The sequence below is a fragment of the Ensifer sp. BR816 genome (assembly GCF_000378985.1).
Taxonomy (GTDB): domain Bacteria; phylum Pseudomonadota; class Alphaproteobacteria; order Rhizobiales; family Rhizobiaceae; genus Sinorhizobium.
Genome location: NZ_KB905370.1, coordinates 21,489 through 43,090, shown reverse-complemented (window position 1 = coordinate 43,090; position 21,602 = coordinate 21,489). Strand labels below are relative to the sequence as shown.

The 21,602-nt window shown below is 63.4% G+C and carries 20 protein-coding genes; 11 read left to right on the top strand and 9 right to left on the bottom strand.

The window, feature by feature from the left end:
* Window positions 1–14: 14 nt before the first annotated feature.
* Together RHIBR816_RS0100235 and serB are read right to left on the bottom strand one after the other, a co-directional pair.
* Entirely contained in the window at window positions 15–587 is a 573-nt protein-coding gene (locus RHIBR816_RS0100235; protein ID WP_018234518.1) for a GNAT family N-acetyltransferase, read from the bottom strand.
* A complete protein-coding gene (gene serB, locus RHIBR816_RS0100230; RefSeq protein WP_018234517.1) occupies window positions 584–1,471 on the bottom strand; it encodes a phosphoserine phosphatase SerB in 888 nt (295 codons plus the stop codon). Before serB ends, RHIBR816_RS0100235 begins: the two co-directional genes overlap by 4 nt.
* Here serB and miaA point away from each other — a divergent pair.
* Window positions 1,470–2,381 carry a tRNA (adenosine(37)-N6)-dimethylallyltransferase MiaA gene (gene miaA / locus RHIBR816_RS0100225; protein WP_018234516.1) on the top strand — a complete coding sequence of 304 codons (912 nt, stop codon included), beginning with the start codon at window positions 1,470–1,472 and terminating at the stop codon, window positions 2,379–2,381. The two genes, serB and miaA, sit on opposite strands and share 2 nt — an antisense overlap.
* 11 nt (window positions 2,382–2,392) lie before the next feature.
* Here the strand turns inward: miaA and RHIBR816_RS38965 are convergent, their stop codons facing one another.
* Entirely contained in the window at window positions 2,393–2,824 is a 432-nt protein-coding gene (locus RHIBR816_RS38965) for a hypothetical protein (protein WP_026186494.1), read from the bottom strand.
* A 455-nt stretch (window positions 2,825–3,279) separates the two neighbouring features.
* Window positions 3,280–5,262 carry an ATP-binding protein gene (locus tag RHIBR816_RS0100215; protein WP_198294163.1) on the bottom strand — a complete coding sequence of 661 codons (1,983 nt, stop codon included), beginning with the start codon at window positions 5,260–5,262 and terminating at the stop codon, window positions 3,280–3,282.
* A 403-nt stretch (window positions 5,263–5,665) separates the two neighbouring features.
* On the opposite strand from RHIBR816_RS0100215, the gene RHIBR816_RS0100210 reads away from it, so the two are divergent.
* Window positions 5,666–7,444, top strand: a complete 1,779-nt coding sequence (locus tag RHIBR816_RS0100210; protein ID WP_026186492.1) for an acetolactate synthase 3 large subunit — start codon at window positions 5,666–5,668, stop codon at window positions 7,442–7,444.
* Window positions 7,445–7,465: 21 nt separating this feature from the next.
* Complete coding sequence (gene ilvN, locus RHIBR816_RS0100205; RefSeq protein ID WP_012708543.1) at window positions 7,466–8,038, top strand: acetolactate synthase small subunit; 573 nt, start codon at window positions 7,466–7,468, stop codon at window positions 8,036–8,038.
* Window positions 8,039–8,266: 228 nt separating this feature from the next.
* On the opposite strand, the gene RHIBR816_RS0100200 is transcribed toward ilvN, so the two are convergent.
* Window positions 8,267–9,112, bottom strand: a complete 846-nt coding sequence (locus tag RHIBR816_RS0100200) for an aldo/keto reductase (RefSeq protein WP_018234512.1) — start codon at window positions 9,110–9,112, stop codon at window positions 8,267–8,269.
* A gap of 516 nt (window positions 9,113–9,628) precedes the next feature.
* On the opposite strand from RHIBR816_RS0100200, the gene RHIBR816_RS0100195 reads away from it, so the two are divergent.
* The 4 genes from RHIBR816_RS0100195 (at window position 9,629) to RHIBR816_RS0100180 (ending at window position 11,960) form a co-directional block, all read left to right on the top strand.
* Window positions 9,629–10,222 (top strand): LysE family translocator, encoded by a 594-nt coding sequence (locus RHIBR816_RS0100195; RefSeq protein ID WP_018234511.1) that lies wholly within the window; start codon window positions 9,629–9,631, stop codon window positions 10,220–10,222.
* Window positions 10,223–10,301: 79 nt separating this feature from the next.
* Complete coding sequence (gene nthA / locus RHIBR816_RS0100190; RefSeq protein WP_018234510.1) at window positions 10,302–10,934, top strand: nitrile hydratase subunit alpha; 633 nt, start codon at window positions 10,302–10,304, stop codon at window positions 10,932–10,934.
* Window positions 10,931–11,590: a nitrile hydratase subunit beta gene (nthB, locus tag RHIBR816_RS0100185; RefSeq protein WP_018234509.1), complete on the top strand. Its 660-nt coding sequence runs from the start codon at window positions 10,931–10,933 to the stop codon at window positions 11,588–11,590. The genes nthA and nthB overlap by 4 nt, the downstream gene beginning before the upstream one ends.
* Window positions 11,577–11,960, top strand: a complete 384-nt coding sequence (locus RHIBR816_RS0100180; RefSeq protein WP_018234508.1) for a nitrile hydratase accessory protein — start codon at window positions 11,577–11,579, stop codon at window positions 11,958–11,960. Before nthB ends, RHIBR816_RS0100180 begins: the two co-directional genes overlap by 14 nt.
* Window positions 11,961–11,972: 12 nt before the next feature.
* On the opposite strand, the gene RHIBR816_RS0100175 is transcribed toward RHIBR816_RS0100180, so the two are convergent.
* The 4 genes from RHIBR816_RS0100175 to RHIBR816_RS0100160 form a co-directional block, all read right to left on the bottom strand.
* Window positions 11,973–12,791 (bottom strand): anti-sigma factor, encoded by an 819-nt coding sequence (locus tag RHIBR816_RS0100175; RefSeq protein WP_018234507.1) that lies wholly within the window; start codon window positions 12,789–12,791, stop codon window positions 11,973–11,975.
* Complete coding sequence (locus RHIBR816_RS0100170; RefSeq protein WP_018234506.1) at window positions 12,788–13,342, bottom strand: RNA polymerase sigma factor; 555 nt, start codon at window positions 13,340–13,342, stop codon at window positions 12,788–12,790. Before RHIBR816_RS0100170 ends, RHIBR816_RS0100175 begins: the two co-directional genes overlap by 4 nt.
* Window positions 13,326–13,700, bottom strand: coding sequence for a hypothetical protein (locus RHIBR816_RS0100165; protein WP_026186491.1), 375 nt, complete (start codon window positions 13,698–13,700; stop codon window positions 13,326–13,328). The genes RHIBR816_RS0100170 and RHIBR816_RS0100165 overlap by 17 nt, the downstream gene beginning before the upstream one ends.
* 167 nt (window positions 13,701–13,867) lie before the next feature.
* Window positions 13,868–14,956 carry an AbrB family transcriptional regulator gene (locus RHIBR816_RS0100160; protein WP_018234503.1) on the bottom strand — a complete coding sequence of 363 codons (1,089 nt, stop codon included), beginning with the start codon at window positions 14,954–14,956 and terminating at the stop codon, window positions 13,868–13,870.
* A gap of 298 nt (window positions 14,957–15,254) precedes the next feature.
* On the opposite strand from RHIBR816_RS0100160, the gene RHIBR816_RS0100155 reads away from it, so the two are divergent.
* From RHIBR816_RS0100155 to RHIBR816_RS33565, 4 genes are all read left to right on the top strand, one after another.
* Window positions 15,255–16,382, top strand: a complete 1,128-nt coding sequence (locus RHIBR816_RS0100155; RefSeq protein WP_026186490.1) for an ATP-dependent RecD-like DNA helicase — start codon at window positions 15,255–15,257, stop codon at window positions 16,380–16,382.
* Window positions 16,383–16,419: 37 nt separating this feature from the next.
* Window positions 16,420–17,052, top strand: coding sequence for a LysE family translocator (locus RHIBR816_RS0100150; protein WP_018234501.1), 633 nt, complete (start codon window positions 16,420–16,422; stop codon window positions 17,050–17,052).
* Window positions 17,053–17,332: 280 nt separating this feature from the next.
* On the top strand, window positions 17,333–20,407 hold the full coding sequence (locus tag RHIBR816_RS0100145) for an AAA family ATPase (protein ID WP_018234500.1): 3,075 nt from the start codon (window positions 17,333–17,335) through the stop codon (window positions 20,405–20,407).
* A complete protein-coding gene (locus RHIBR816_RS33565; RefSeq protein WP_034814703.1) occupies window positions 20,388–21,602 on the top strand; it encodes a YcaO-like family protein in 1,215 nt (404 codons plus the stop codon). The genes RHIBR816_RS0100145 and RHIBR816_RS33565 overlap by 20 nt, the downstream gene beginning before the upstream one ends.

The following is a 21,602-nucleotide window of genomic DNA, read 5'->3' as shown; positions in this document are numbered from 1 at the left end:
GAGGGCGCTGGAAATCAGGTCGACGTCTTTGCACCCAGCCTCCAATCGTCCGCTGTGATCGCGTAAAGCAGGTGGCGCCGTAGATGCTGATGCGTCTTGGGCACGCCCGGATGATCGAAGTCGCGAGAAGGGTCCGGCCGCATGCCGATGCGCCTCATCACGGCGATGGACCGGGCATTCGTCGCCACCGCGAAGGAGACGATTTCGCTTAGGTTCCTTTCACCGAAACCATGGTCGAGAAGCGCCAGCGCCGCCTCGGTGACATAGCCCTTGCCCCAATGGGAAACGGCAAGGCGCCAGCCGATTTCGACTGCGCCGTCGGGCAGATGCGGCTCAAGATGGGTGCGGGCCAGCCCGCAGAAGCCGATCGGCACGTCAATGTCGCGCAGCGCAAGCGCGAAGAAGCCGAAGCCCGTCTCGGCGATGGTGCCGGCATTGCGGTCGAACAGCGCATCGGCCGCCGCCCGGTCACGTCGAAACGGAAAAAATTCCATCACCTTCGGATCGCTGTTGATCTCGGCGAAGAGATCGCGATCGCCCTCGCGCCAGTTGCGGATGATAAGGCGCGGCGTTTCGCAGATGATCACATCACGAAATCCGTCTTGCGGTAGCCCTGGAGATAGAGAAGGGCGGTGAGATCGCCATGATCGATGCGGATATTCGCCTGTTCGGCGACGACCGGTTTGGCGTGCAGCGCCACGCCGCTGCCGGCGAGCTGCAGCATGCCGAGATCGTTGGCGCCGTCGCCGACGGCGATGGCGTCGGCTGTCGAGATGCCGAGCCGTTCGGTGATGTCGATGAGGGCGTCGACCTTGGCCTGCTTGCCCAGGATCGGTCGGGCAACGTCGCCGGTCAGCATTCCGCCGTCTTCGATGAGTACGTTGGCACGGTTCTCGTCGAAACCGAGCTTTTCGGCGATCGGGCCGGTGAAGACGGTGAAGCCGCCGGAAACGAGTGCCGTGTAGTGACCCTTCGCCTTCATGGTGGCAATCAGTTCGCGCCCGCCGGGGGTGAGCGTGATACGCTTGGCAATCACCTCGGCGACGACCGTGGCGGGTAGACCTTTCAGAAGCGCGACGCGCTCGATCAGCGCCGGTTCGAAGGCGATCTCGCCGTTCATGGCGCGGGCCGTGATCGCGGCGACCTTTTCCTTGAGGCCGACTTCCGCGGCGAGTTCGTCGATGCATTCCTGGCCGATCATGGTCGAGTCCATATCGGCGATGAGAAATTTCTTGCGGCGGCTTTCGGCGTCCTGCACGGCGACATCGATGGCAGCTCCATCCACCGTGGCCCGCAGCCGCGCTTCGGCTTCGATTGGATCCGTGCCGTCCTTGAGCGCGATGTCGCAGGCAACGCCATCGGCCAGCCAGTAAAGCCCGAATGCCTCAACGGCTGCGGCCGCCGCCTCAGCCAGAGCAGGGGTGAGGACGGGATTTGACGGATTGGCGATAAGCGTGGCAACGAGAGCCATGATGAAAAACCTTGAACGAGATCTGGACGCGATCCTGATAACCGGGCCGACCGCCAGCGGCAAGTCCGCGCTTGCGGTGAAACTCGCCCAGCGTCACGGCGGCGTGGTTGTCAATGCCGATAGCATGCAGGTCTATGACACGCTGAAGGTGCTGACCGCGCGTCCAGATGAATCCGATATGGGCGGCATCGCACATTTTCTCTACGGCCATGTGCCGGCGGGGCGTCTCTATTCCACCGGCGCGTGGCTGCGGGACGCCAAGGCATTGGCCGCGAGGCTGCGCGGCGAGGGCAGGTTGCCCGTTTTCGTCGGCGGCACCGGCCTTTATTTCAAGGCTCTCACCGGTGGGCTAGCGGACATGCCCGATATTCCGCCGGCGGTCCGGGAGCGGTTGCGAGAACGGCTGAAGCTAGAAGGCGCTGCCGCACTCCACGCCGACCTCGAGCGAAGCGACCCGCAGGCGGCAGCACAATTGAGGCCCGAGGACGGGCAACGGATCGTGCGCGCGCTCGAGGTCGTCGAGGCGACCGGCAAGCCTATCGGTCTTTATCAGCAGATGCGTGGCCCGGTGGTTGTCGATCCGGACCGAGCCGGGAAATTCGTGGTGCTGCCGGAACGGTCGCTTCTTCACAGCCGGATCGATCGGCGCTTCGAGGCGATGCTTGCAAGCGGTGCGGTGCAGGAAGTGCAAGCGCTTCTCGCGCTTCAACTGTCGCCGGAGATGCCGGTGATGAAGGCGATCGGCGTGCAGCAGATCGCCGCCATGCTGAGGGGCGAGACAAACCAGGCGGAGGTGATCGCAACCGGAGCGGCGGCGACGCGGCAATATGCCAAGCGCCAGATGACCTGGTTTCGCAACCAGCTCGATGGGAGCTGGCAGCGGATCGCGCAGCCAGACGACGTTCTATAGGGGCGTTTCGCTCAGCCGATCCCGTGTTCCCGGAGCACGGCCTCTTCGTCGCCGCTCACCCAGCCGAAGATCTTCGGCTCTCCATTGCGCAGCTGGACAAGATAGTGGACCTCGAAATCGATGACCACATCGGGACGCCCATCCGCCTCATAGACTGAGCGCCAGTCGACGCGGACAAGCGAATGCAGCGCATCGATCGGCGTTATCTTGAGGTCGCGGATCTTCAGTTCCCTTGTGCCGATTTCCCTATAGCGGGCGTAGCCCTTTTCCATCGCGGCTTTGAGGCTCTGGTCGTTCTTTCCCGCCATGACGCCCGCCGGTGAGGCGGCGATGAAATCGGATGCGAAGGCAAAGGTCGTCTCGGCTACATCCATTTCCCGGGCGAGGACGCGGTTTGCCATGCTTTCATAGCGCGTGAAAAAGCTCCGAAGGGTTTCATCCATTGAGTTCTCCTGTCGCGGTGCCGTGCCCGATTGGTTTGCCGAGGGATCGATCGGCGTCTGCTGGTGCTGAACGAGCCGCCACGCCTTGCCGGTTCGTGCATAGGTCGAGGTGCAATAGGCCGCATAGGGGTCATCGGAGTCGCGTCGGGCGTTGGCCCGGTAGGCCAATACGCGGACGCTGTCATTCGGCCGCGCGCTCCTTTGCTCTGTCATCTCCACGTCCAGCCAGCGCGGTGCGCCGTCGAGAGCCCGGATGATTTCCACTCCGCCGAGGATGCCGACCGGCGCAAAGGCCATCAGGGATTCGTCATCGAGCAGTTGCTGGTACGCGCCGGCTCCTTCAAGCCACAGTCTGCGTTCCCGTTCCCAGGCTTCTCGCTCGTCCATTGCATCCTGCCGTCCTGTTGCCGCGCCGTTCTATGGCAACAACGTCGGAGGGCGGAATCCGATCCCTGCTATTTGCGGACGATGCTGCCGAGAGGCCGTTTCAGCAGGCTCTCGCGCAACGATCCCGAGCGTTGCGGCTCGGTTGCCGAGCCCGAGACGCCGCGCTCCGGCTGCGCCGGCGTGTTCAGCATCCGCGCCGCGTCTCTTTCCGCCTGCCCTGAGAGGATCTGGTCGCGGATCTGATTGAAGCGCTCGAGTTGCGGATTGGCGGGCTCCGGCGCACGCGGCAGCATCTCCGGCCGATAGGATTCAAGCGTGGGCCCAGGCAAATCGTAGGCGCTGTGGACTGGCTCGGCATGGTCGGGAGTACCGTCCGCGTCATCCTGGCGCGGGATCGCCAGACCGCTCTGGGCGGCGAGATAGCTTTGCTGGAAGCTCGAAATATCGGGCCCGTTCATGGCACGCATGCGGCTGACGATCGAACGAAGGTCGACGACGGGCGGCGCATCCTCGTCGACCTTGTCGATGATACCGTGGGCGCGGGGAAGCCTCTCCTCCTCGACCCGGCTGAAACGCATGCGCATCGGCACCGCGACGGCTTCGCCGAAGGCGATCGCCTCGCCGTTGCCGATCGAGGAGATGAAGCTGGTGGTCGAAATCGACGAGTTGGAAATCGCCGAGCGGATGATTTCCTGGTCGCGGTCGTTGGCGAGCCGCATGGCAAAGACGGTCGAGCACTGCGACAGGATCGTCGGATCGAGCTCGCCGGGGCGTTGCGTGATGATGCCGAGCGACACGCCATATTTGCGGCCTTCCTTGGCGATACGCGCGATCGCCTGGCGCGTCGGCAGGAAACCGAGCGTCGGGTCGGCAGGCACATAACGGTGAGCCTCTTCGCAGACGACCAGCATATGGATGCCGCCATTGCTCCAGAGGCCGATTTCGAACGCCATGCGGCAGAGCACCGAGGCGACCGAATTGACGACCTCGGACGGGATGCCGGCCAGTTCGAAGGTGGCGATCGGCTTGCCTTCGCCCGGTATGCGGAAGATCTTGGCGATCGTATCCTGGATCGTGTCGGTGATCGTGTTCGACGAGAACATGAAGTGATAGCGCGGATCGTTGATCGCCGAGACGATCTTGACCTTCAGCGAGCGCAGATGCGGCTTGTCGTTGCGGCCCTCGAGCCGGCCGATGCGCTCGTCGATCATCGCCAGCAGATCGGCGATGCGGTAGGGGACCGGCGTGTCCGCGGTGATCGAGCTTTTCTCGGTCTGGCGGCGCATCAGGCCGGATTCGCCGCCCTTGAAGGCCTTCTTCGCGTCCGGGATCACGTCGCGCAGGATGTCGAGCTCTTCCGGCACCGGCGGTCGTCCGCGAAAGATAACTTCGGCGAACTCCTCGAGGCGGAAGAACCAGAAGGGCAGGTCGAGCGTATCGGTTTCGATGACCACGGCACTTTCGGGAAAGGCGGCGGCGAATTCATTGTGTGGATCGAGGATCAGGACGCGCAGCTTCGGATCGGCGGCGATGGCCTTGTTGAGCAGCAGGGTGACTGCCGTCGACTTGCCGACGCCGGTCGTCCCGACGATGGCGAAATGCTTGGCGAGCATCGAAGGGACATGGATCGTTGCATCAAGGCTTTCGTCCTGCGTCAGCCTGCCGATGACGCAACTGTCCAGCTGCCTGGAATCATAGATGCGTGCGAGGTCGGTGGCACGGATCCGATGCGCGATCGCGCCGAGATGGGGATAGCGGCTGATGCCGGCCGAGAACTCCTCGCGTCCGTCGGGGCCCATATAGACTTCGCCCATCAGTTCGACTTCGATGCGGAAGGTGTTGTTGGTCTCCTCGCTCCATTCTTCGGCGGCAGTCTGCATGGAGCAGACGAGGGCGACGACGCGGTTCGTGCCGACCGAGATCGAAATCAGCCGGCCGACCGACCACAGTTCCGCGAGCGAGGTTTCGCCCTTCTCGGCGACCGCTGCGATTGTTGCGCGCGAGCCGTTGCATGCGACGACCCGTCCGAGGAAACGGTTCCCCGGCTTCATGCCGTCGCGGCGATCCTGCTCCCCGTCGCGGATCGGGCTTGGAGTTTCACTGTTGAGCAACACACACCTCGGGCGAATAGCGTCCCAGGATAGTCGAACCGCTTTAACAAGTGGTTGCGGCGCCGGCGCCGCAGTGCGCGCCTTTGTTTCACGTTGGTTCAGGATAGACCTGAGCGCGAGAATCCTGGCAATCGGCGTTGACGGGTCACGGATTTCTGTTTATCAAATCGCCCCATGAAAAATTTCGCGGTTATTCTTGTGGTGGGACGGCGCATGGGCAGGATGGTGTAACCATCCGGCGTTAGCCACCCATGCGCTGAACGAGGCTCCTGATGGGGCCTTTTTTTATGTCCTCAAACAAGCTAATCACCCCAAGCCTTACAAAAGGGACGGAAGCAGGCCAATGAGCGGAACTGAAAACCAGATGACAGGGGCGGAGATTGTTCTCCAGGCTCTGAAGGACAATGGCGTCGAACACATCTTCGGCTATCCCGGCGGCGCCGTGCTTCCGATCTATGACGAGATCTTCCAGCAGGAAGAGATCCAGCACATTCTTGTTCGTCATGAGCAGGGCGCCGGCCACATGGCCGAAGGCTATGCCCGCTCCACCGGCAAGGTCGGCGTCATGCTCGTCACCTCCGGTCCCGGCGCCACGAATGCCGTCACGCCGCTGCAGGACGCGCTGATGGATTCGATCCCGCTCGTCTGCATCTCCGGCCAGGTTCCGACTCCCCTGATCGGTTCGGATGCCTTCCAGGAGTGCGACACGGTCGGGATCACGCGGCCCTGCACGAAGCACAACTGGCTGGTCAAGGATGTCAACGACCTGGCGCGCATCATCCATGAGGCGTTCCGCGTCGCCCAGTCCGGGCGCCCGGGTCCGGTCGTCGTCGATATCCCGAAGGACATCCAGTTCGCGACCGGCACCTACACGCCCCCTTCCGCCGTTCCGACGCAGAAGAGCTATCAGCCGAAGACGCAGGGCGACCTGAAGAAGATCGAGGAAGCGATCGCGCTGATGAAGACGGCGCGCCAGCCGGTCATCTATTCCGGCGGCGGCGTCATCAATTCGGGACCGCAGGCTTCGCATTTCCTGCGCGAGCTGGTCGAACTCACCGGCTTCCCGATCACCTCGACGCTCATGGGGCTCGGCGCCTATCCGGCCTCCGGCAAGAACTGGCTCGGCATGCTCGGCATGCACGGCACCTACGAGGCCAACATGGCGATGCATGATTGCGACGTCATGGTCTGCATCGGCGCCCGCTTCGACGACCGCATCACAGGCCGGCTCAATGCGTTTTCGCCGAACTCGAAGAAGATCCACATCGATATCGACCCGTCCTCGATCAACAAGAACGTCCGGGTCGATGTTCCGATCCTCGGCGACGTCGGGAACGTCCTCGAAGACATGGTCCGGCTCTGGCGGGCGGCGTCGAAGACGGTCGACAAGGCACGGCTCAATGACTGGTGGGGATCGATCGCCAAGTGGCGGGCGCGCAATTCGCTCGCGTATACGCCAAACGACGACGTCATCATGCCGCAATATGCGATCCAGCGGCTCTACGAACTCAGCAAGGACCGCGACACCTACATCACCACCGAGGTCGGCCAGCACCAGATGTGGGCGGCACAGTTCTTCGGTTTCGAGCAGCCGAACCGCTGGATGACCTCGGGTGGTCTCGGCACGATGGGCTACGGCTTCCCGGCCGCTATCGGCGTCCAGGTCGCGCATCCGGAGAGCCTCGTCATCGATATCGCCGGCGACGCCTCGATCCAGATGTGCATCCAGGAAATGTCCTGTGCGGTCCAATATGGTCTGCCGGTCAAGATATTCATCCTCAACAACCAGTACATGGGCATGGTCCGGCAATGGCAGCAGCTGCTGCACGGCAACCGCCTGTCGCATTCCTATACGGAAGCGATGCCCGACTTCGTCAAGCTGGCCGAAGCCTATGGCGGCGTCGGCATCCGCTGCGAAAAGCCTGGCGAACTGGACGATGCGATCCGGCGGATGATCGACACGCCGGCGCCGGTCATCTTCGACTGCCGCGTCGCCAACCTCGCCAACTGCTTCCCGATGATCCCTTCCGGCAAGGCGCATAACGAAATGCTGCTGCCCGACGAGGCAACGGACGAAGCGGTTGCGAATGCGATCGACGCCAAGGGCCGCCAGCTCGTTTGATGAAAAGGTAGGAACAAAAGAATGAGTGCACATCTTCAGCCGACGGGCTCCGCCTATTTCATCGCCAAGGAGACGGAGCTTGCGGAGACGCACACGCTCTCCGTCCTCGTCGACAACGAGCCGGGCGTGCTTGCCCGCGTCATCGGCCTGTTTTCCGGCCGCGGCTACAACATCGAAAGCCTGACGGTTTCCGAGACCGAGCACGAGGCGCATCTGTCGCGCATCACCATCGTCACCCGCGGCACGCCGCATGTGCTGGAGCAGATCAAGAACCAGCTCGAGCGGCTCGTGCCGGTGCACCGCGTCGTCGACCTCACCGTGCGCGCCGCCGGGCTTGGTCACGACCGGCCGGTCGAGCGCGAGCTGGCACTCGTCAAGGTGCATGGCTCGGGCGAGCACCGTGTCGAGGCACTCAGGCTTGCCGATGCCTTCCGTGCTTCGGTGATCGACGCCAATATCGATCACTTCGTCTTCGAGATCACGGGCAAGCCGTCGAAGATCGAGCAGTTCATCGCCATCATGAAGCCGCTCGGCCTGATCGAAGTGTGCCGGACGGGCATTGCGGCGATGAACCGCGGACCGCAGGGTATGTGAGGAGGAGAATTGCGCACCTATGGTGCGCGCCCCTCCCCAACCCCTCCCCACAGGTGGGAGGGGCTTAACCTGCCGCGCCCTCTCCGGCAGTTACTGGCCGGTCCAGCGAGCAAAACCGATTGAAATTGCAGGGGCGCGCCGCGAGCGCCAGGCCCCTCCCACCTGTGGGGAGGGGGAGGGGTATTTTTCCCATGAAGCTCGTTTGGGCAAGGCTACCTCCCTGTGTTCTCAAATAACCTCCAGCCGCATCTTCTTCCTCGGCGGCGGAAAGACGCGGTCGAGTTCACTGAGATTTTCGGCTGTGAGGTGGATATCCATCGCCTGGCGGTTTTCGCGGGCGCGTTCGGGCGAACCGGTCTTCGGGATCGAGATCACGCCGGAGCGAGTCTTCAAAAAGGCAAGGGCGACCTGAGCGGGGGTTGCCTGGTGCGCTTTGGCGATATGAACCAGGTCGGCATCGTGGAGCAGTCGCCCTTCATCGAGCGGCGAATAGGCCATGATCGGCACGCCACGGTCCCGGCACCAGGGCAAGAGGTCGTACTCGATGCCGCGGCGGGCGAGATTGTAGAGCACCTGGTTCGCCGCGACGTTGCCGCCGTCCGGCGCAGACTGCAATTCCTTCATATCGTCGAGGTCGAAGTTCGAAACGCCCCAGGCTAGGATCTTGCCCGCCTTCTTCAGGTCTTCGAATGCGGCGACGGTTTCGGCGAGCGGATGGCCACCGCGCCAATGCAGGAGATAGAGGTCGATGCGGTCGGTGCCGAGATTGCGCAGGCTGCGCTCGCAGGCGGCGAGCGTGCCTGATCGGCTGGCATTGGAGGGCAGAACCTTGCTGACGATGAATGCCTCGTCGCGGCGGCCGCTGACCGCTTCGCCGACAACCCGCTCGGCGGCGCCGTCGCCGTACATTTCGGCCGTGTCAATCAGCGTCATGCCGAGATCGAGGCCAAGCTGCAGGCTGCGGATTTCGTCGGCAGCCTTGGTGCGGTTCTCGCCCATCCGCCAGGTTCCCTGGCCGAGGACCGGGACCTTACGCCCGTCGGGGAAAGTCGTGGCCGGGACCGGATCGTGCATGACATACGCCCTCGCTCGCTTCTGACGATGACAAAATGGGACCCGGGCGGAAAAAGTCCATGATCTGCGGGCGACGGGAGACCAGATTGAAAAAATGCCGCGCTACGCCTTGCGGAGAACACATTGGCTCACTACATGCGGCTCATCGATGTTGAGCGGCGACGTTCTTTGCGCCAAGGCGCGATGTTGCTAGATCCTCCCGAGGTCGGCTGGATATGTTTTGCGGAGACGCAAGGCGGGCCATTTTGGGACGGGACGTTCGCTCAACGGATGTCATCTCCCTGCCTTTGACCACGGATGTACTGGCATCGGCAGGTCGAGATGACGAGGAAGGTCGGGTTTTCGCCCGGCCTTTTTTGTTGCCTGGAAATCTGACGGCGGCGACACATCGGTTTGTGACCATGACAAGTTTTTCCTGGCCTTCGCATTTAGGTCAGCTAACCTGACCTAAATGCGAGTTTGATGTGAGAATGCGGGTTCCGTCGCCGTTCTCCGATCGACGTTCGGGAGGAATGCATGCAACCGGATACGCTTCTGGCGCTGTTTCTATTCGCTTTCACCACATCGATTACGCCAGGCCCGAACAACATGATGCTGTTTGCCTCGGGCGTGAATTTCGGGTTTGCGCGTACGATCCCGCATATGCTTGGTATCGGCGGCGGCTTCTTCGTCCTGTTGATCGCAGTCGGCCTGGGGCTTGGTGCGCTGCTTCACTCCATGCCGCTTCTCTATACCGCGATGAAATTCGCCGGCGGTGCCTATCTCGTCTGGATCGCCTGGAAGATCGGATCCTCACGTTCGCTTGGCGAGGGCAAGGCGGGTGCTGCGCCCATGACCTTCCTGCAGGCGGCCGCCTTCCAATGGGTCAATCCGAAGGCCTGGGTGATGGCCGTCTCGGCGATGGCGACCTATACGAGCAGTGGAAACTATCTCGTGAGCGTGCTCATCGTCGGTCTCGTCTTTGCACTGGTCAACGTTCCGAGCGTGTCGACCTGGGCCGGCTTCGGTTCTGCGCTGAGGCAATGGCTGTCCGAGCCGGTCCGGCTCAAATGGTTCAACATCACCATGGCCGTGCTGCTCGTTGTCAGCCTCTGGCCGATGCTAAAATAGAGAAGCTCTTGAAATATTGATTCCGATTTCCGCCCCAATACATTAGAAAGAAACGGGTTTCCGGCAGAGGAGCGACGGGATGTCCGGGCATGATCATGGCCATGACGACCATCACCCCGACAATCATTTCACCGATATGGAAGCGCGGGTGAAGGCGCTCGAAACGGTGCTGACGCGAAAGGGGCTGATCGACCCGGCGGCGATCGACGCGATTGTCGAAACCTACGAGACCAAGGTCGGGCCGCGAAACGGCGCCCGCGTCGTCGCCAAGGCTTGGAGCGATGCGGGCTTTTCCGACTGGCTGAAGCGCGACGCAACCGCTGCGATCGCCAGCCTCGGCTTTACCGGCCGGCAGGGCGAGCATATGCGCGCCGTGTTCAACACGCCAGACACCCACAATCTCGTCGTCTGCACGCTCTGCTCCTGCTATCCCTGGGCGGTGCTCGGCTTACCGCCCGTCTGGTACAAGGCGCCGTCCTATCGCTCGCGCGCCGTCATTGATCCACGTGGCGTGCTTGCCGAATTCGGACTTGCACTGCCGGCGGACAAGAAAATCCGCGTTTGGGATTCGACGGCGGAGCTGCGCTATATCGTGGTGCCCGAACGGCCCGATGGTACCGAAGGTCTTGACGACGAGGCGCTGGCCGATCTTGTCACGCGTGACTCGATGATCGGTACCGGACTGGCATTGTCACCGGAGGCCGGGCGATGAACGGACCGCATGATCTTGGCGGCCAGCACGGTCTTGGCCCGATCGCGCCGGAAAAGGACGAGCCCTATTTTCATGCGGAATGGGAGAAGCGGGCTCTCGGTATCACGCTCTCCTGCGGTGCCTTTGGTGCCTGGACGATCGATGAGAGCCGGCATGCGCGCGAAAGCCTGCCGCCGGCGACCTATCTTGCGGCAAGCTACTACGAGATCTGGACCCGGGCGCTGGAAACGCTGCTGAAGCGCCATGGCTTTGTGACCCAGGAGGAGCTCGATGCCGGCCATGGACTTCAGGCGGGCGCCACGCCGAAGCGGATTCTGAAGGCGGAAATGGTTGCGGGCGTGCTCGCCAGGGGCGGCCCCTGCGATCGGCCGGTGCAGACGCCGCCGCGTTTCGTCGTCGGGGAAACCGTGCGCACGAAGAACTTCAATCCGGAGACTCATACGCGCCTGCCGCGCTATGCCCGCGCCAAGGTCGGCGTAGTGGAAGCGGTGCAGGGCAGTTTCGTTTTCCCGGACGACAACGCCCACGGCAAGGGCGAGAATCCGCAATGGGTCTACACGGTCGTCTTTGACGGCGGCGAGATCTGGGGCGAGGGCGCAGATCCGACCCTGACCGTCTCCATCGATGCCTGGGAGAGCTATCTTGAGCGCGTGTAACACCACATCGCCGCTGGTTGCCTCCGCCCAATTGCCGAAATCGGCGGACGGCGATCCGGTCTTTGCCGAGCCCTGGCAGGCGGCCGCCTTCGCCATGACCGTCAGGCTCCATGAGCAGGGCGTGTTCTCCTGGAGCGAATGGGCCGAGGCGCTCTCGGCCGAACTCCACAAGCCCAACCGAAAGGCGGACGGCATCGACTACTATGATTGCTGGGTGGCGGCGCTCAGCCATCTGGTCGCGGCGCTTTCCATCACGTCCGGCCCGGAGCTCGAGGCGCTCGTCCGAAGCTGGCAGCGTGCTGCCGAAGCCACGCCGCATGGGAAGCCGATCGCCCTCGAAAACGACCCGCGGCGGCGTGAACGCAAGTGAGCGCATCCCGCTCTAAGATGCCTCCGCCCCCTCGAATTGCCGATAGCATTCGTCGGCGACTTTCTGCAGGAGGCTGCGCGGCACTTCGCCGGTGACGGCGTAGCCGATCTCGCCGTCGATCCAGTAGAAGGTTTCCAGGCTGCCGCCCTGGCTCGCAATACGGAAGCTCGTTTCGCGATTGTCCCGGTTGCGGCCGAGAAGCACGGTTAGCCGCTGGCCGGTACCATCCTCGTACATCAGCATGGCGCCCGCCGTTCCGTTGACGGGGATGAGCCTACCGCCGACGAGCGAGAACCCGAGCGCCGCGAGATCGGGGATCTTCAATCCGTAATCGAGACGCTTGCCGAGCCAGGTGGCGAGATGGGCCTGTTGATCGGCCCCGACCTCGACCGGATGGCGCACCTCACTTGCGTAGACGAGGAAGGCCGATTGCGCCTGGCGGGGAAGGCTGTCGGGGCTCGCAGCCATCTCAGGTGACCGAACCGGGGCGAGGATGCCGGGGGTATACATGCCGGCAAGAGCGCCTGCGGCGAAGATCAGCAGACCGGCAGCGATGCGCCGGAACATGGGGGTCGGGCCTGAATCCACGCCGCCCTGATTTCTACGTCGACGGACGGAAACCAGCGCCCGGTCGCCTTCGTCGCCGCGCGCATAGGGTGCGAAGTGCTCTTGCAACGCCGCCGCCTGCGTCTGCCATTCGCGTACCTCTTGGGCGCGGGCTGGGTGTTTTTCCAGCCAGGCTTCGATACGCTCCCGTTCCGGCTGGCTGAGCTGGCCGTCGACATAGGCGTGCAGATCGTCTTCGGAGACTGTGTCGAATTCATCCGTCATTTCGGTCTCCGCAGGGCAACTACGTTGTCGTCCTTCATCGCTTCGGCAAGTTGGCGACGGGCGCGCGACAGGCGCGACATCACCGTGCCGATCGGAATAACCATCATCTCCGCGACATCCTGATAGCGGTAACCCTCGATCACCACGAGCATCAGCACCGCGCGGTTTTCCGGAGAGAGCCGGTCCAGCGCCCGTTCGAGCCGGCGGCGCTGCAAAGGGTCGGCGCCTTGCTCTTCGGCAACGAGACTGAGCCCTTCCTCGTAGTCGACCTCGGGATGCCGGGCGCGATGGCGATGGTGGTTGCGGTAGAGGTTCGTCATGATCGTAAAGGCCCAGGCGCGCAGGTTCACGCCTCGCCATTGCCGGCGGCGCGTCAGCACCTTCTCGACGCAATCCTGCAGAAGATCGTCGCCGTCCGAATCGGACCGGGCGAGACTGCGCGAATAGCGCCTGAGCGCGGGCATCAGGGCCAGAACGTCCTCTTCAAAGGCGTCGGGCGCGGACGCATCCGCGCCCGCGCCAGCATCCGAACCGTCATGGCCGCGCGACATCCCATTCGCCCTTCACGCCATCCCCGGTGATGTCGCCCATCTTCTTGTCCTTGACCCAGAAATAGAGCGGCATTCCGTCCTTGGCCCATTGCTTGCTGCCGTCCTTGCGCTCGACGATCGAATAGGCACCTTCGGCCATTGCGTCGCCTTCCACCATGAAGGGCGGCCAGTTCTTCGCGCATTGATCATAGCAGCTGGAGACGCCCTTCTGGTCGTCTTTGTATGTGTAAAGCGTCATGCCGTTCGCCGCGGCGAGGACCGGGCCCTTTTCGCTCTCGACGGTCTTGACCGGCGGCGCGGCGAGTGCCGAGGCTGTTGCGGCAAATGAAATGGCAATGGCCATTGCGAACGTTTTCATGGGAGCAATCCCTCCTCGATCTGATGAAGGTCGCGCAGCGCCATGCTTCCGACGGCTGGCCGGCGGTGGGCGCTACGCGGAACCGGTTCCAGGTTCAGGCATGAGACACGAATGGTGCTGGATTTATTCCCTACTCGCCCACGTTGTGAGGACGGTGCGGTCGGATGTCAGGCGCGGTCGGCGACAAAGCGGGCGAGGACGGGGCCAATCAGCGTGATGATCAACAGCCGCGCGGTCTGCAGCGCCATGACGAAGGGAAGATCGACATCGCTCGAGGCGGCGATGACGGCAATGGAATCGAGGCCGCCGGGGCTGGTGGCGAGATAGGCCGTCAGCGGATCGATACCGGCCGCCTTGGTGAGCAGCAATGCGAGCGAGCCGGAAAACCCCATCAGAACGAGGATGGAGACGACCGTCGGCACGAAGGCGCGGCGCGCATGAGCGATGATGCTGCGGGTGAAGCTCAGCCCGATGTTCCAGCCAAGCAGCGCAAAGGAAAGCGCCAGCAGCCATTGCGGCAGTTCGATCGTCAGGGCACCGGAAACATTAAGCGCCGAACCGATGGCGAAAGGGACGAGGAAGGCGCCGGCCGGCACGCGCAGTACCTTGCCGAGCAAGCCGCCGCCGACACCGACGGCGAGCGTGGCGAGGAAGGGCAGGCCGGCGACCGGTGCAAACCAGCGGGTCGCGGCCTCGGCCTCCGCGCCGCTGACCCAGAGATGTGCGACCACCGTCGCGGTGCCGGCGACGAAGACGACCCGCAGATATTGCATGAAGGCAACGAGACGGGCGTCCGCGCCATAGGCATCGGCCATGAGCAGCATGGTCGAGGCGGCTCCGGCCGAAGAGCCCCATATCGCCGTCGTTCCCGGCAGGATGCGCATCCGGGTGATCGTCCAGCCGCAGAGCGTGCTGACGCCGATCACGGACAGGATGACCGCGAGGAAGAGCGGCCAATTGCTGGAAAAGGTCGCGAAGAGATCGGGTCGCACCGAGCCGGCGATCATCATCGCCAGGACGAACTGGACACAGAAGAAGAACTGGCGGGGCAGGCGGATCGTCCCGCCGCTCATGCCGATGAGCGCGCCGGCAACCATCGGGCCCATCAGAAGCCCGGCCGGAATGCCCGCGAATTCAAGAAGGGCGGCGAAGGTCACGGAAAGCACGGCCAGCAGACACCATTGCCAGATGCGAGGCAAGCGACCCAACCCGGTGCTTTCGGGCGTCATCGGCGTTGCGGGCTGTTCCGGCTTCAAGGGCATTCTCCGGCAAGGATGGCATTCGGGGCACTCGTGCACACAGTATGCAGCCGCCATGTTGTTAGCAGCATCGCGCGAGCCGTTTCAAGGTGCCGCGGCAAGAAACTGCCACACGCGATGTTTACGCAGAGTGGGCTTCCGCACACGGCGCATGGACCTGATTGACGCCTCTTCCGCCGCAGAAGATTTCGCGCTGGCGCCGCGCGACGGCATTGTGATCGCCGAAGCGTCCACATCGATGGGTAGATGGAAATCCGGGCTTGCGCCGCGCCACCGAATCCTGACACTGCAGGCGATGCAGTTCGCTCCGCAACAGGATGAGGCCCTGAAGGCCGTTTCGCGCTGGCTGAAGGAAGGCCGTTCGCCGCTCTTCCGGCTGTTCGGCTATGCCGGCACCGGCAAGACGACACTTGCGCGGCATTTCGCGGAGCATGTCGACGGCGAGGTGCTCTTTGCGGCCTTCACCGGCAAGGCCGCGCAGGTGCTGCGCTCGAAGGGTGCGAGCAACGCCAAGACGATACATTCGCTGATCTACCGACCGCGCGGCGAGGAGGAGGTCGAGGACGAGGAAACCGGCAAGACGTCGATCGCGCCGATGTTCGCCATCAACCGCCAGAGCCCGGTCGCCAAGGCGGCGCTGATCATCATCGACGAATGCTCGATGGTCGACGAGGCACTCGGCAAGGACCTGATGAGCTTCGGCACGCCGATCCTTGTGCTCGGCGATCCGGGTCAGCTGCCGCCGGTGTCGGGCGGCGGCTATTTCACCAATCACGAGCCGGACTATCTGCTGACAGACATCCACCGCCAGGCGCGCGACAACCCGATCATCCAGCTCGCCATGCATGTGCGCGAGGGCAAGGAGATCATGCATGGCGATTACGGCACCGCCCAGATCATCTCGAAGGGCGAGGTGACCCAGCCTCTGGTGCTGGACGCCGACCAGGTGCTTGTCGGCACCAACCGGACGCGGCGGCGCTACAACCAGCGTCTGCGCGAGCTGAAGGGCTTTACGAGCGAGTATCCGCAATCGGGCGACAAACTCGTGTGCCTCAGGAACGATCCGGCCAAGGGCCTGCTCAACGGCTCGCTCTGGCAGGTGATGAGTTCGTCGAAGGAGACGGTGAAGGCGGGGATCAACCTGATGATCCGTCCCGAGGACGACGACATGGATCGCGGTGCGGCGAAGATCAAACTCTTGAAGGCCGCCTTCGAGGACGTCGAGGGCGAGATTCCCTGGACCACCCGCAAGCGCTACGACGAGTTCGACTACGGCTACGCGCTGACTGTCCACAAGGCGCAGGGCTCGCAATGGGACAATGTCGTTCTCTTCGACGAGAGCTGGGCCTTCCGCGACACGCGCGAACGCTGGCTTTATACGGCAATTACCCGCGCGGCGGAGCGGTTGACCATCGTCAGGTGATTGCTTCGCAGTGGCGTTGCCTTGAGAGGAGCCGAGAATGCCGTCGACCGGTTTGCTGGTCACCTTTCTCATCACCACTGCCGTATTCGCCTATGTGCCGGGGCCGGCCATGCTCTATGCGACGGCGCAGACCGTTGCGCGCGGCCGCTGGTCCGGGGTGATGGCGACGCTCGGCATTCACATCGGCGGCTATGTGCACGTCGCGGCAGCGGCTGCGGGGCTTTCGGCGCTCTTTCATGCCGTGCCCACGCTCTACCTGGCGGTCAAGCTGGCCGGCGCCGGCTATCTCATCTGGATGGGGATTTCGCTCTTCCGCGCCAAGGGTGGAGGCGATGTGGCATTGCCGGAGGTCCAGGCGAAATCGGGCAGGCGCGCCCTTCTCGAGAGCGTCATCGTCGAAGTTCTCAATCCGAAAACGGCGATCTTCTTCGTTGCCTTCCTGCCGCAGTTCATCGACACGGCGGCGGCGCTTCCCGTTTGGCTCCAGTTCGTCGTGCTCGGATCGATCGTCAACCTGATGTTCTCGTCGGCGGATATTCTTTGTGTCCTCTTGGCCGGCGCGCTTCTGTCGAGGCTCAGGCGTTCAAGTCGCATGCAGCGCCTGGTCCAGCGCGCCGGCGGCGTGACCCTCATCGGACTAGGCACCCATCTCGCCCTGCAGAAGAGCTGAGAAAATGGCCGCGTTCGTCGCGCGGTCGCGGTCATTCCGATCTTCGACATGCCATCGTGCGCACACAAACAGAGAAATCTGGATCGTTGCAACTCGCCGCCGATTGACATAGACCGGTCCGGCGGTCAGCCTTGGGTTTGACGGAGGGACGGGGGCGGCGTGGGTCTTGCACCAAGCCTCCTCACACCAGATCTTTCAGGAATTACAAGAACTAGATTATTTGTCTTGAACATGCGCGTGTAAGTCCGAGGGGAGCGCGCTGCCGAACGCGGGGTGGTGCATGCTGCGCGAAAGCCGGACCAATACGCCACGAAAAGCGGTCAATCGCGCGGCACGTGCCGGCGGCTCCTCGGCGCATGGCAGCGAGCGCCACATCGTTACCGCACTTTGCTACGACCTGGTCGGCTCGACCGATCTCCTGCATGTCATGGACATGGAGGACTACCAGGAACTGATGTCGGCCTTTCAGCGGTCGAGCAGGCAATCGATCGCCTCGCACTCCGGCGTGATGCAGCATGAGGCTGGCGACGGCGGTGTGGCGCTGTTCCCGATCGATCTCGATGCCAAGGATGCGGCTTCCCTCGCCATCCGCGCCGGGCTCGATATCGTCGACGCCTGCAAGCGCGTTGGCCGGGAGCGCGGGCGGGATGATCTTCGGGTCCGCGTCGGGATCGCAACCTCGGCGGCCCTTATCCGCGACATGGAGCGTGAGAGTTGGCTCCAGGAGCCCGTCACTGGCGCCGCACTCGCCATGGCGGCTCGTCTTCAAGTCATCGCCGAGCCGAACAGTGTGCTGGTTTCCGAGGAGACGCGAAACCTCGCCGGACGATCGCATGCCTTCGTCTTCCAGGGCAGCAAGACACTCAAGGGCTTTGCGGCGCCGGAAAAGGTGTGGCGGGCGCTTGGCCACAAAATGGAGGTCGATCGCTTCTATGCCTATGGCCGGCTCGGCGGCCCCTTCATCAATCGCGAGAGCGAGTTGAACACGATCGCTCGTACCTGGGATGGCGTCCTTGCCGGGCGGGGGGCGAGCCTCCTGATCGAAGGGGATGCGGGGATCGGCAAGTCCCGCCTGCTGCGGGAAATTCGCAGGAGAACGCGGGATCGACGGTCGAAGCTGTTCTTCTTCCAGTGCCTGCCCGGAGGGTTGCGCTCGACGCTGCATCCCCTGCTGCACAGTTTTCCCGGATCGACGACGAGAAACGGCCAGATGGGCGTCACGGCTTCCGACGTGGCGGCACTGTTCGGGCGCAACGGCATCGAGGACAGGGAGGCTATCGATGTCTTTGCCTATCTGCTCGGCGCAGAGGGGCGGAACCAGCTGCTGTCGAATGACAATCCCAAGACGATCCGCGAGAAGGCGCACCGGGCGCTCTTGCTGACTCTCGAAGCGGTCTGCCGGAGCGGCCCCGTGGTCGTCGCCGTAGAGGACGTCCATTGGATCGATCCGACGTCGCGCGACCTGCTCGGCGAAGCGGCCCGGCTCATCGGTCAGTTCCCGCTCTTTCTCGTCCTGACGTCGCGTCGTGGTTCGCCCGCCGAATGGTTGGACGCGGCAAACCCGTTGCGGCTGTCGCTGCAACCGCTCGACAGCGACGAGACGAGACTGGCGATCAGGGCGAAGTGGCCGGAGCATCAGCTGGCGAGGCTGCCGGAACTCTTCGACGTGGCGGAACGGATATCCGGCGGCGTGCCTCTATTCATCGAGGAAATCTGCCAATGGGCTTCCCAAAATGCCGAAGCGGATGAGGCGAGCCTGTCGGAAAACATGAAGCCTGCGCATCTATCGGCATTCGAGTCCATCCTTGACCAGCGGCTGCAGCACCTGGGCCCGGCCAGAGAGGTGGCCCGAGCCGCCGCCGCGGCCGGCACGCAGATTACCTTGCCGCTGCTGCGTGTGCTCCTGCCGGACTTCAGCAAGAAGGCAATCGCAAGTGCGGCCGATATGCTGTGCGAAACCGGGTTCCTGACACGTATCAGGGCGCCCGGACGCGTTGCCTACGGCTTTCGCCACGTGCTGGTCCAGGAGACGATCTATAATGGGCTATTGCGCAAACAGCGGCAGGTATTGCACCGGCGGCTCTTTGGCGCTGTCAACCAGGACCGCGGCATGGCCGCGTGGCTCGATACCGGCGCACTTGCCGAACATGCGGAGCGGGCCGGGCTTCTCGACGATGCAATCGAACTGCTCATTGCGGCCGGAAAGGAAAGTTCGAGCCGCTCGGCAATGATCGAGGCGCGCCAGTATCTGGAGCATGCGTTGACGCTTTGCGATCAATTGGGCGAGGGACGCGCCGTCGAGAGCCTGCAGCTTGCCGCGCTGACGGCGTTGGGGCCGATCCTGACCGGACTGGTGGGGCTGAACTCGCCCCCCGCGCGCAAGCTTTATGAAGACGGCGTGGAAATCGCCCGCCGGCAGCCGATGTCGGAGCAGTCCAGGTGGTTTCCGATCTATTGGGGCTGGTGGCTCACCGGATCGAATTTTCGCGTCATGCATGACCGCGCCCTGGAAGTCCAGGCTATGCTGGCGCGGGCCGACGACCCGGAAATCCAACTGCAGGTGAATCATTGCATATGGGCCATCGATTTCAATCTCGGCCGGCACCGGGAAACCCAGGAGGCAATCAGGGCCGGCTTGGCGCTCTATGACGAGCAAACGGCAAGGAAGAGTCGAACGGAGTTCGGCGGGCACGACGCGAAGGTGTGCGGGCTCGGGCAGTTGGCCCTTTCATTGTGGCTGACCGGACAAACAAAGGCATCGGACGCGGCGCTGTCCAGGATGATCGCATTTGTGGATCGTATCGAACACGCCCCCAGCAAGGCGCACTCGCTCGATACCGAAGCGGTTTCCGCCTTTTATCGGGACGACTTCGAGCGTCTTGCCGATGTTACCGAACGGATGGCGCGTTTTGCGACGAAGCATGAGATGCAGTCCTTGTCCGGACTGTCGCTCCTCTTCGGGGGATGGGCGAAGGCACATGGGGGCAGTCTCGACGATGGGCACAGCGTTTTTCGGGAGGGCCTCTCGCTTCTTAGAAAGCTGGGCGCAGTCGCGGACCTGCCGATCTATCTCTACATGCACGCCACCCTATTGGGGCGGGCTGGCAAGATCGGCGCCGCAATCGACATCGTGAACGAGGCGATCGAAAAGGCGGAGGAAACGGGCCATGCCTATTGGCTGGCAGAGCTGCACCGCTGCCGTGCCGTTCTCAACGCGCAGGCGGGCGTGTCGCAGGATGCGCTTGGAGCCGACTTGCGATCGGCCATCGAAATTGCCGAGACTCAGGGCGCAATGGCCCTTGCCAAGCGCGCCCGGCAGTCGATTCAGGAGCTCGGTGTTGGCGGCCAGTGCTGATCGAAGCAGTCTGAATGGGAGCCTGACCGATCTTCAGGCCTCCATCTTTTCGAACCCGCACGCCTCTCTCTCCGTTCGCCCCGCCCCGGAAGACATCAAGCGTCGATTCCACGCGCTTTTACCGCTCTGCCGAAGAGCGCGAATTACCCGGATCGGTGACCTGACCGGGCTGGACCGGCTCGGGCTCCCCGTGGTGCAAGCCGTTCGTCCGGCGGCTCTATCCGAAGTCACGTCACTCGGGCGTGGCCTTACGACGACTGAAGCCTCGGTGGGCGCGATCATGGAAGCGCTGGAGCGCTATTATGCCGAAGCCATTCCCCCGCAGCGCGTCTTCCTGGCGACCGCCGACGAGCTCGAAATCGCCGATGGCCTATTCGACACTCATGTCGTCGCGGGATCGGAAGATTGGAGAACCAGCACCATACCTTGGATCGCAGGCCTCGATGTCGCCACGGGTCAGGTGCTGCCGGTTCCCTTGGAACTGGTCCACACCTGCTATACCGATCCGCCGCCTGTTCGCGATGGCTGGTTTGTCCGCACGACGACGGGCTTGGCCTGCCACATGGATGCCTACAGCGCCTATCTGCACGGTTTGTTCGAATGCATCGAGCGCGACGCCATCGCGCGCGCCTTCGCCACGCACGGGTTCTTCGACCGGATGCGCATTGCCATCACGGGTCTCGGTGCTCGGGTGGATCATATCCGCTCCGTCGCCGAGCCCTGCGGAATATCGTTTGCCCTGTGGCATGCCCCTTCGCCAACCGGCATTCCGGTCATCTGGTGCCAGACGATCGAGACGTCTCCCGGTGAACCGATCCTCGCCCTGCCGACCGAAGGCTATGCCGCGGGGCCGAGTGTCGAAGGGGCGGCAGCAAGCGCCATGCTTGAAGCGCTGGCAGCCCGGGCGGGGGCGATCTCCGGTGCCCGTGACGACCAGACGAGAGCACACTACAAGAGAAGCACCGAGGAGGCCGTAGCGAGGGCCCGTCAGCTTATCCTCGCGGAAGGTGCGGGAGGACTGATGCCGGCAGGGCCTTTGCCGACTATCGTCGACGCCGGCTCCCTGCTGGACAGAGTGCTGGCCGCCGGTCTCGGTCCTGTCGTCGCCGTGCCGGTGGGGCACGATCTCGAAACGGGCGTGCAATGCGTGAGGACAGTCCTTGCCCGCGCGCATCCCTTCTCTGTCGTACGGTGA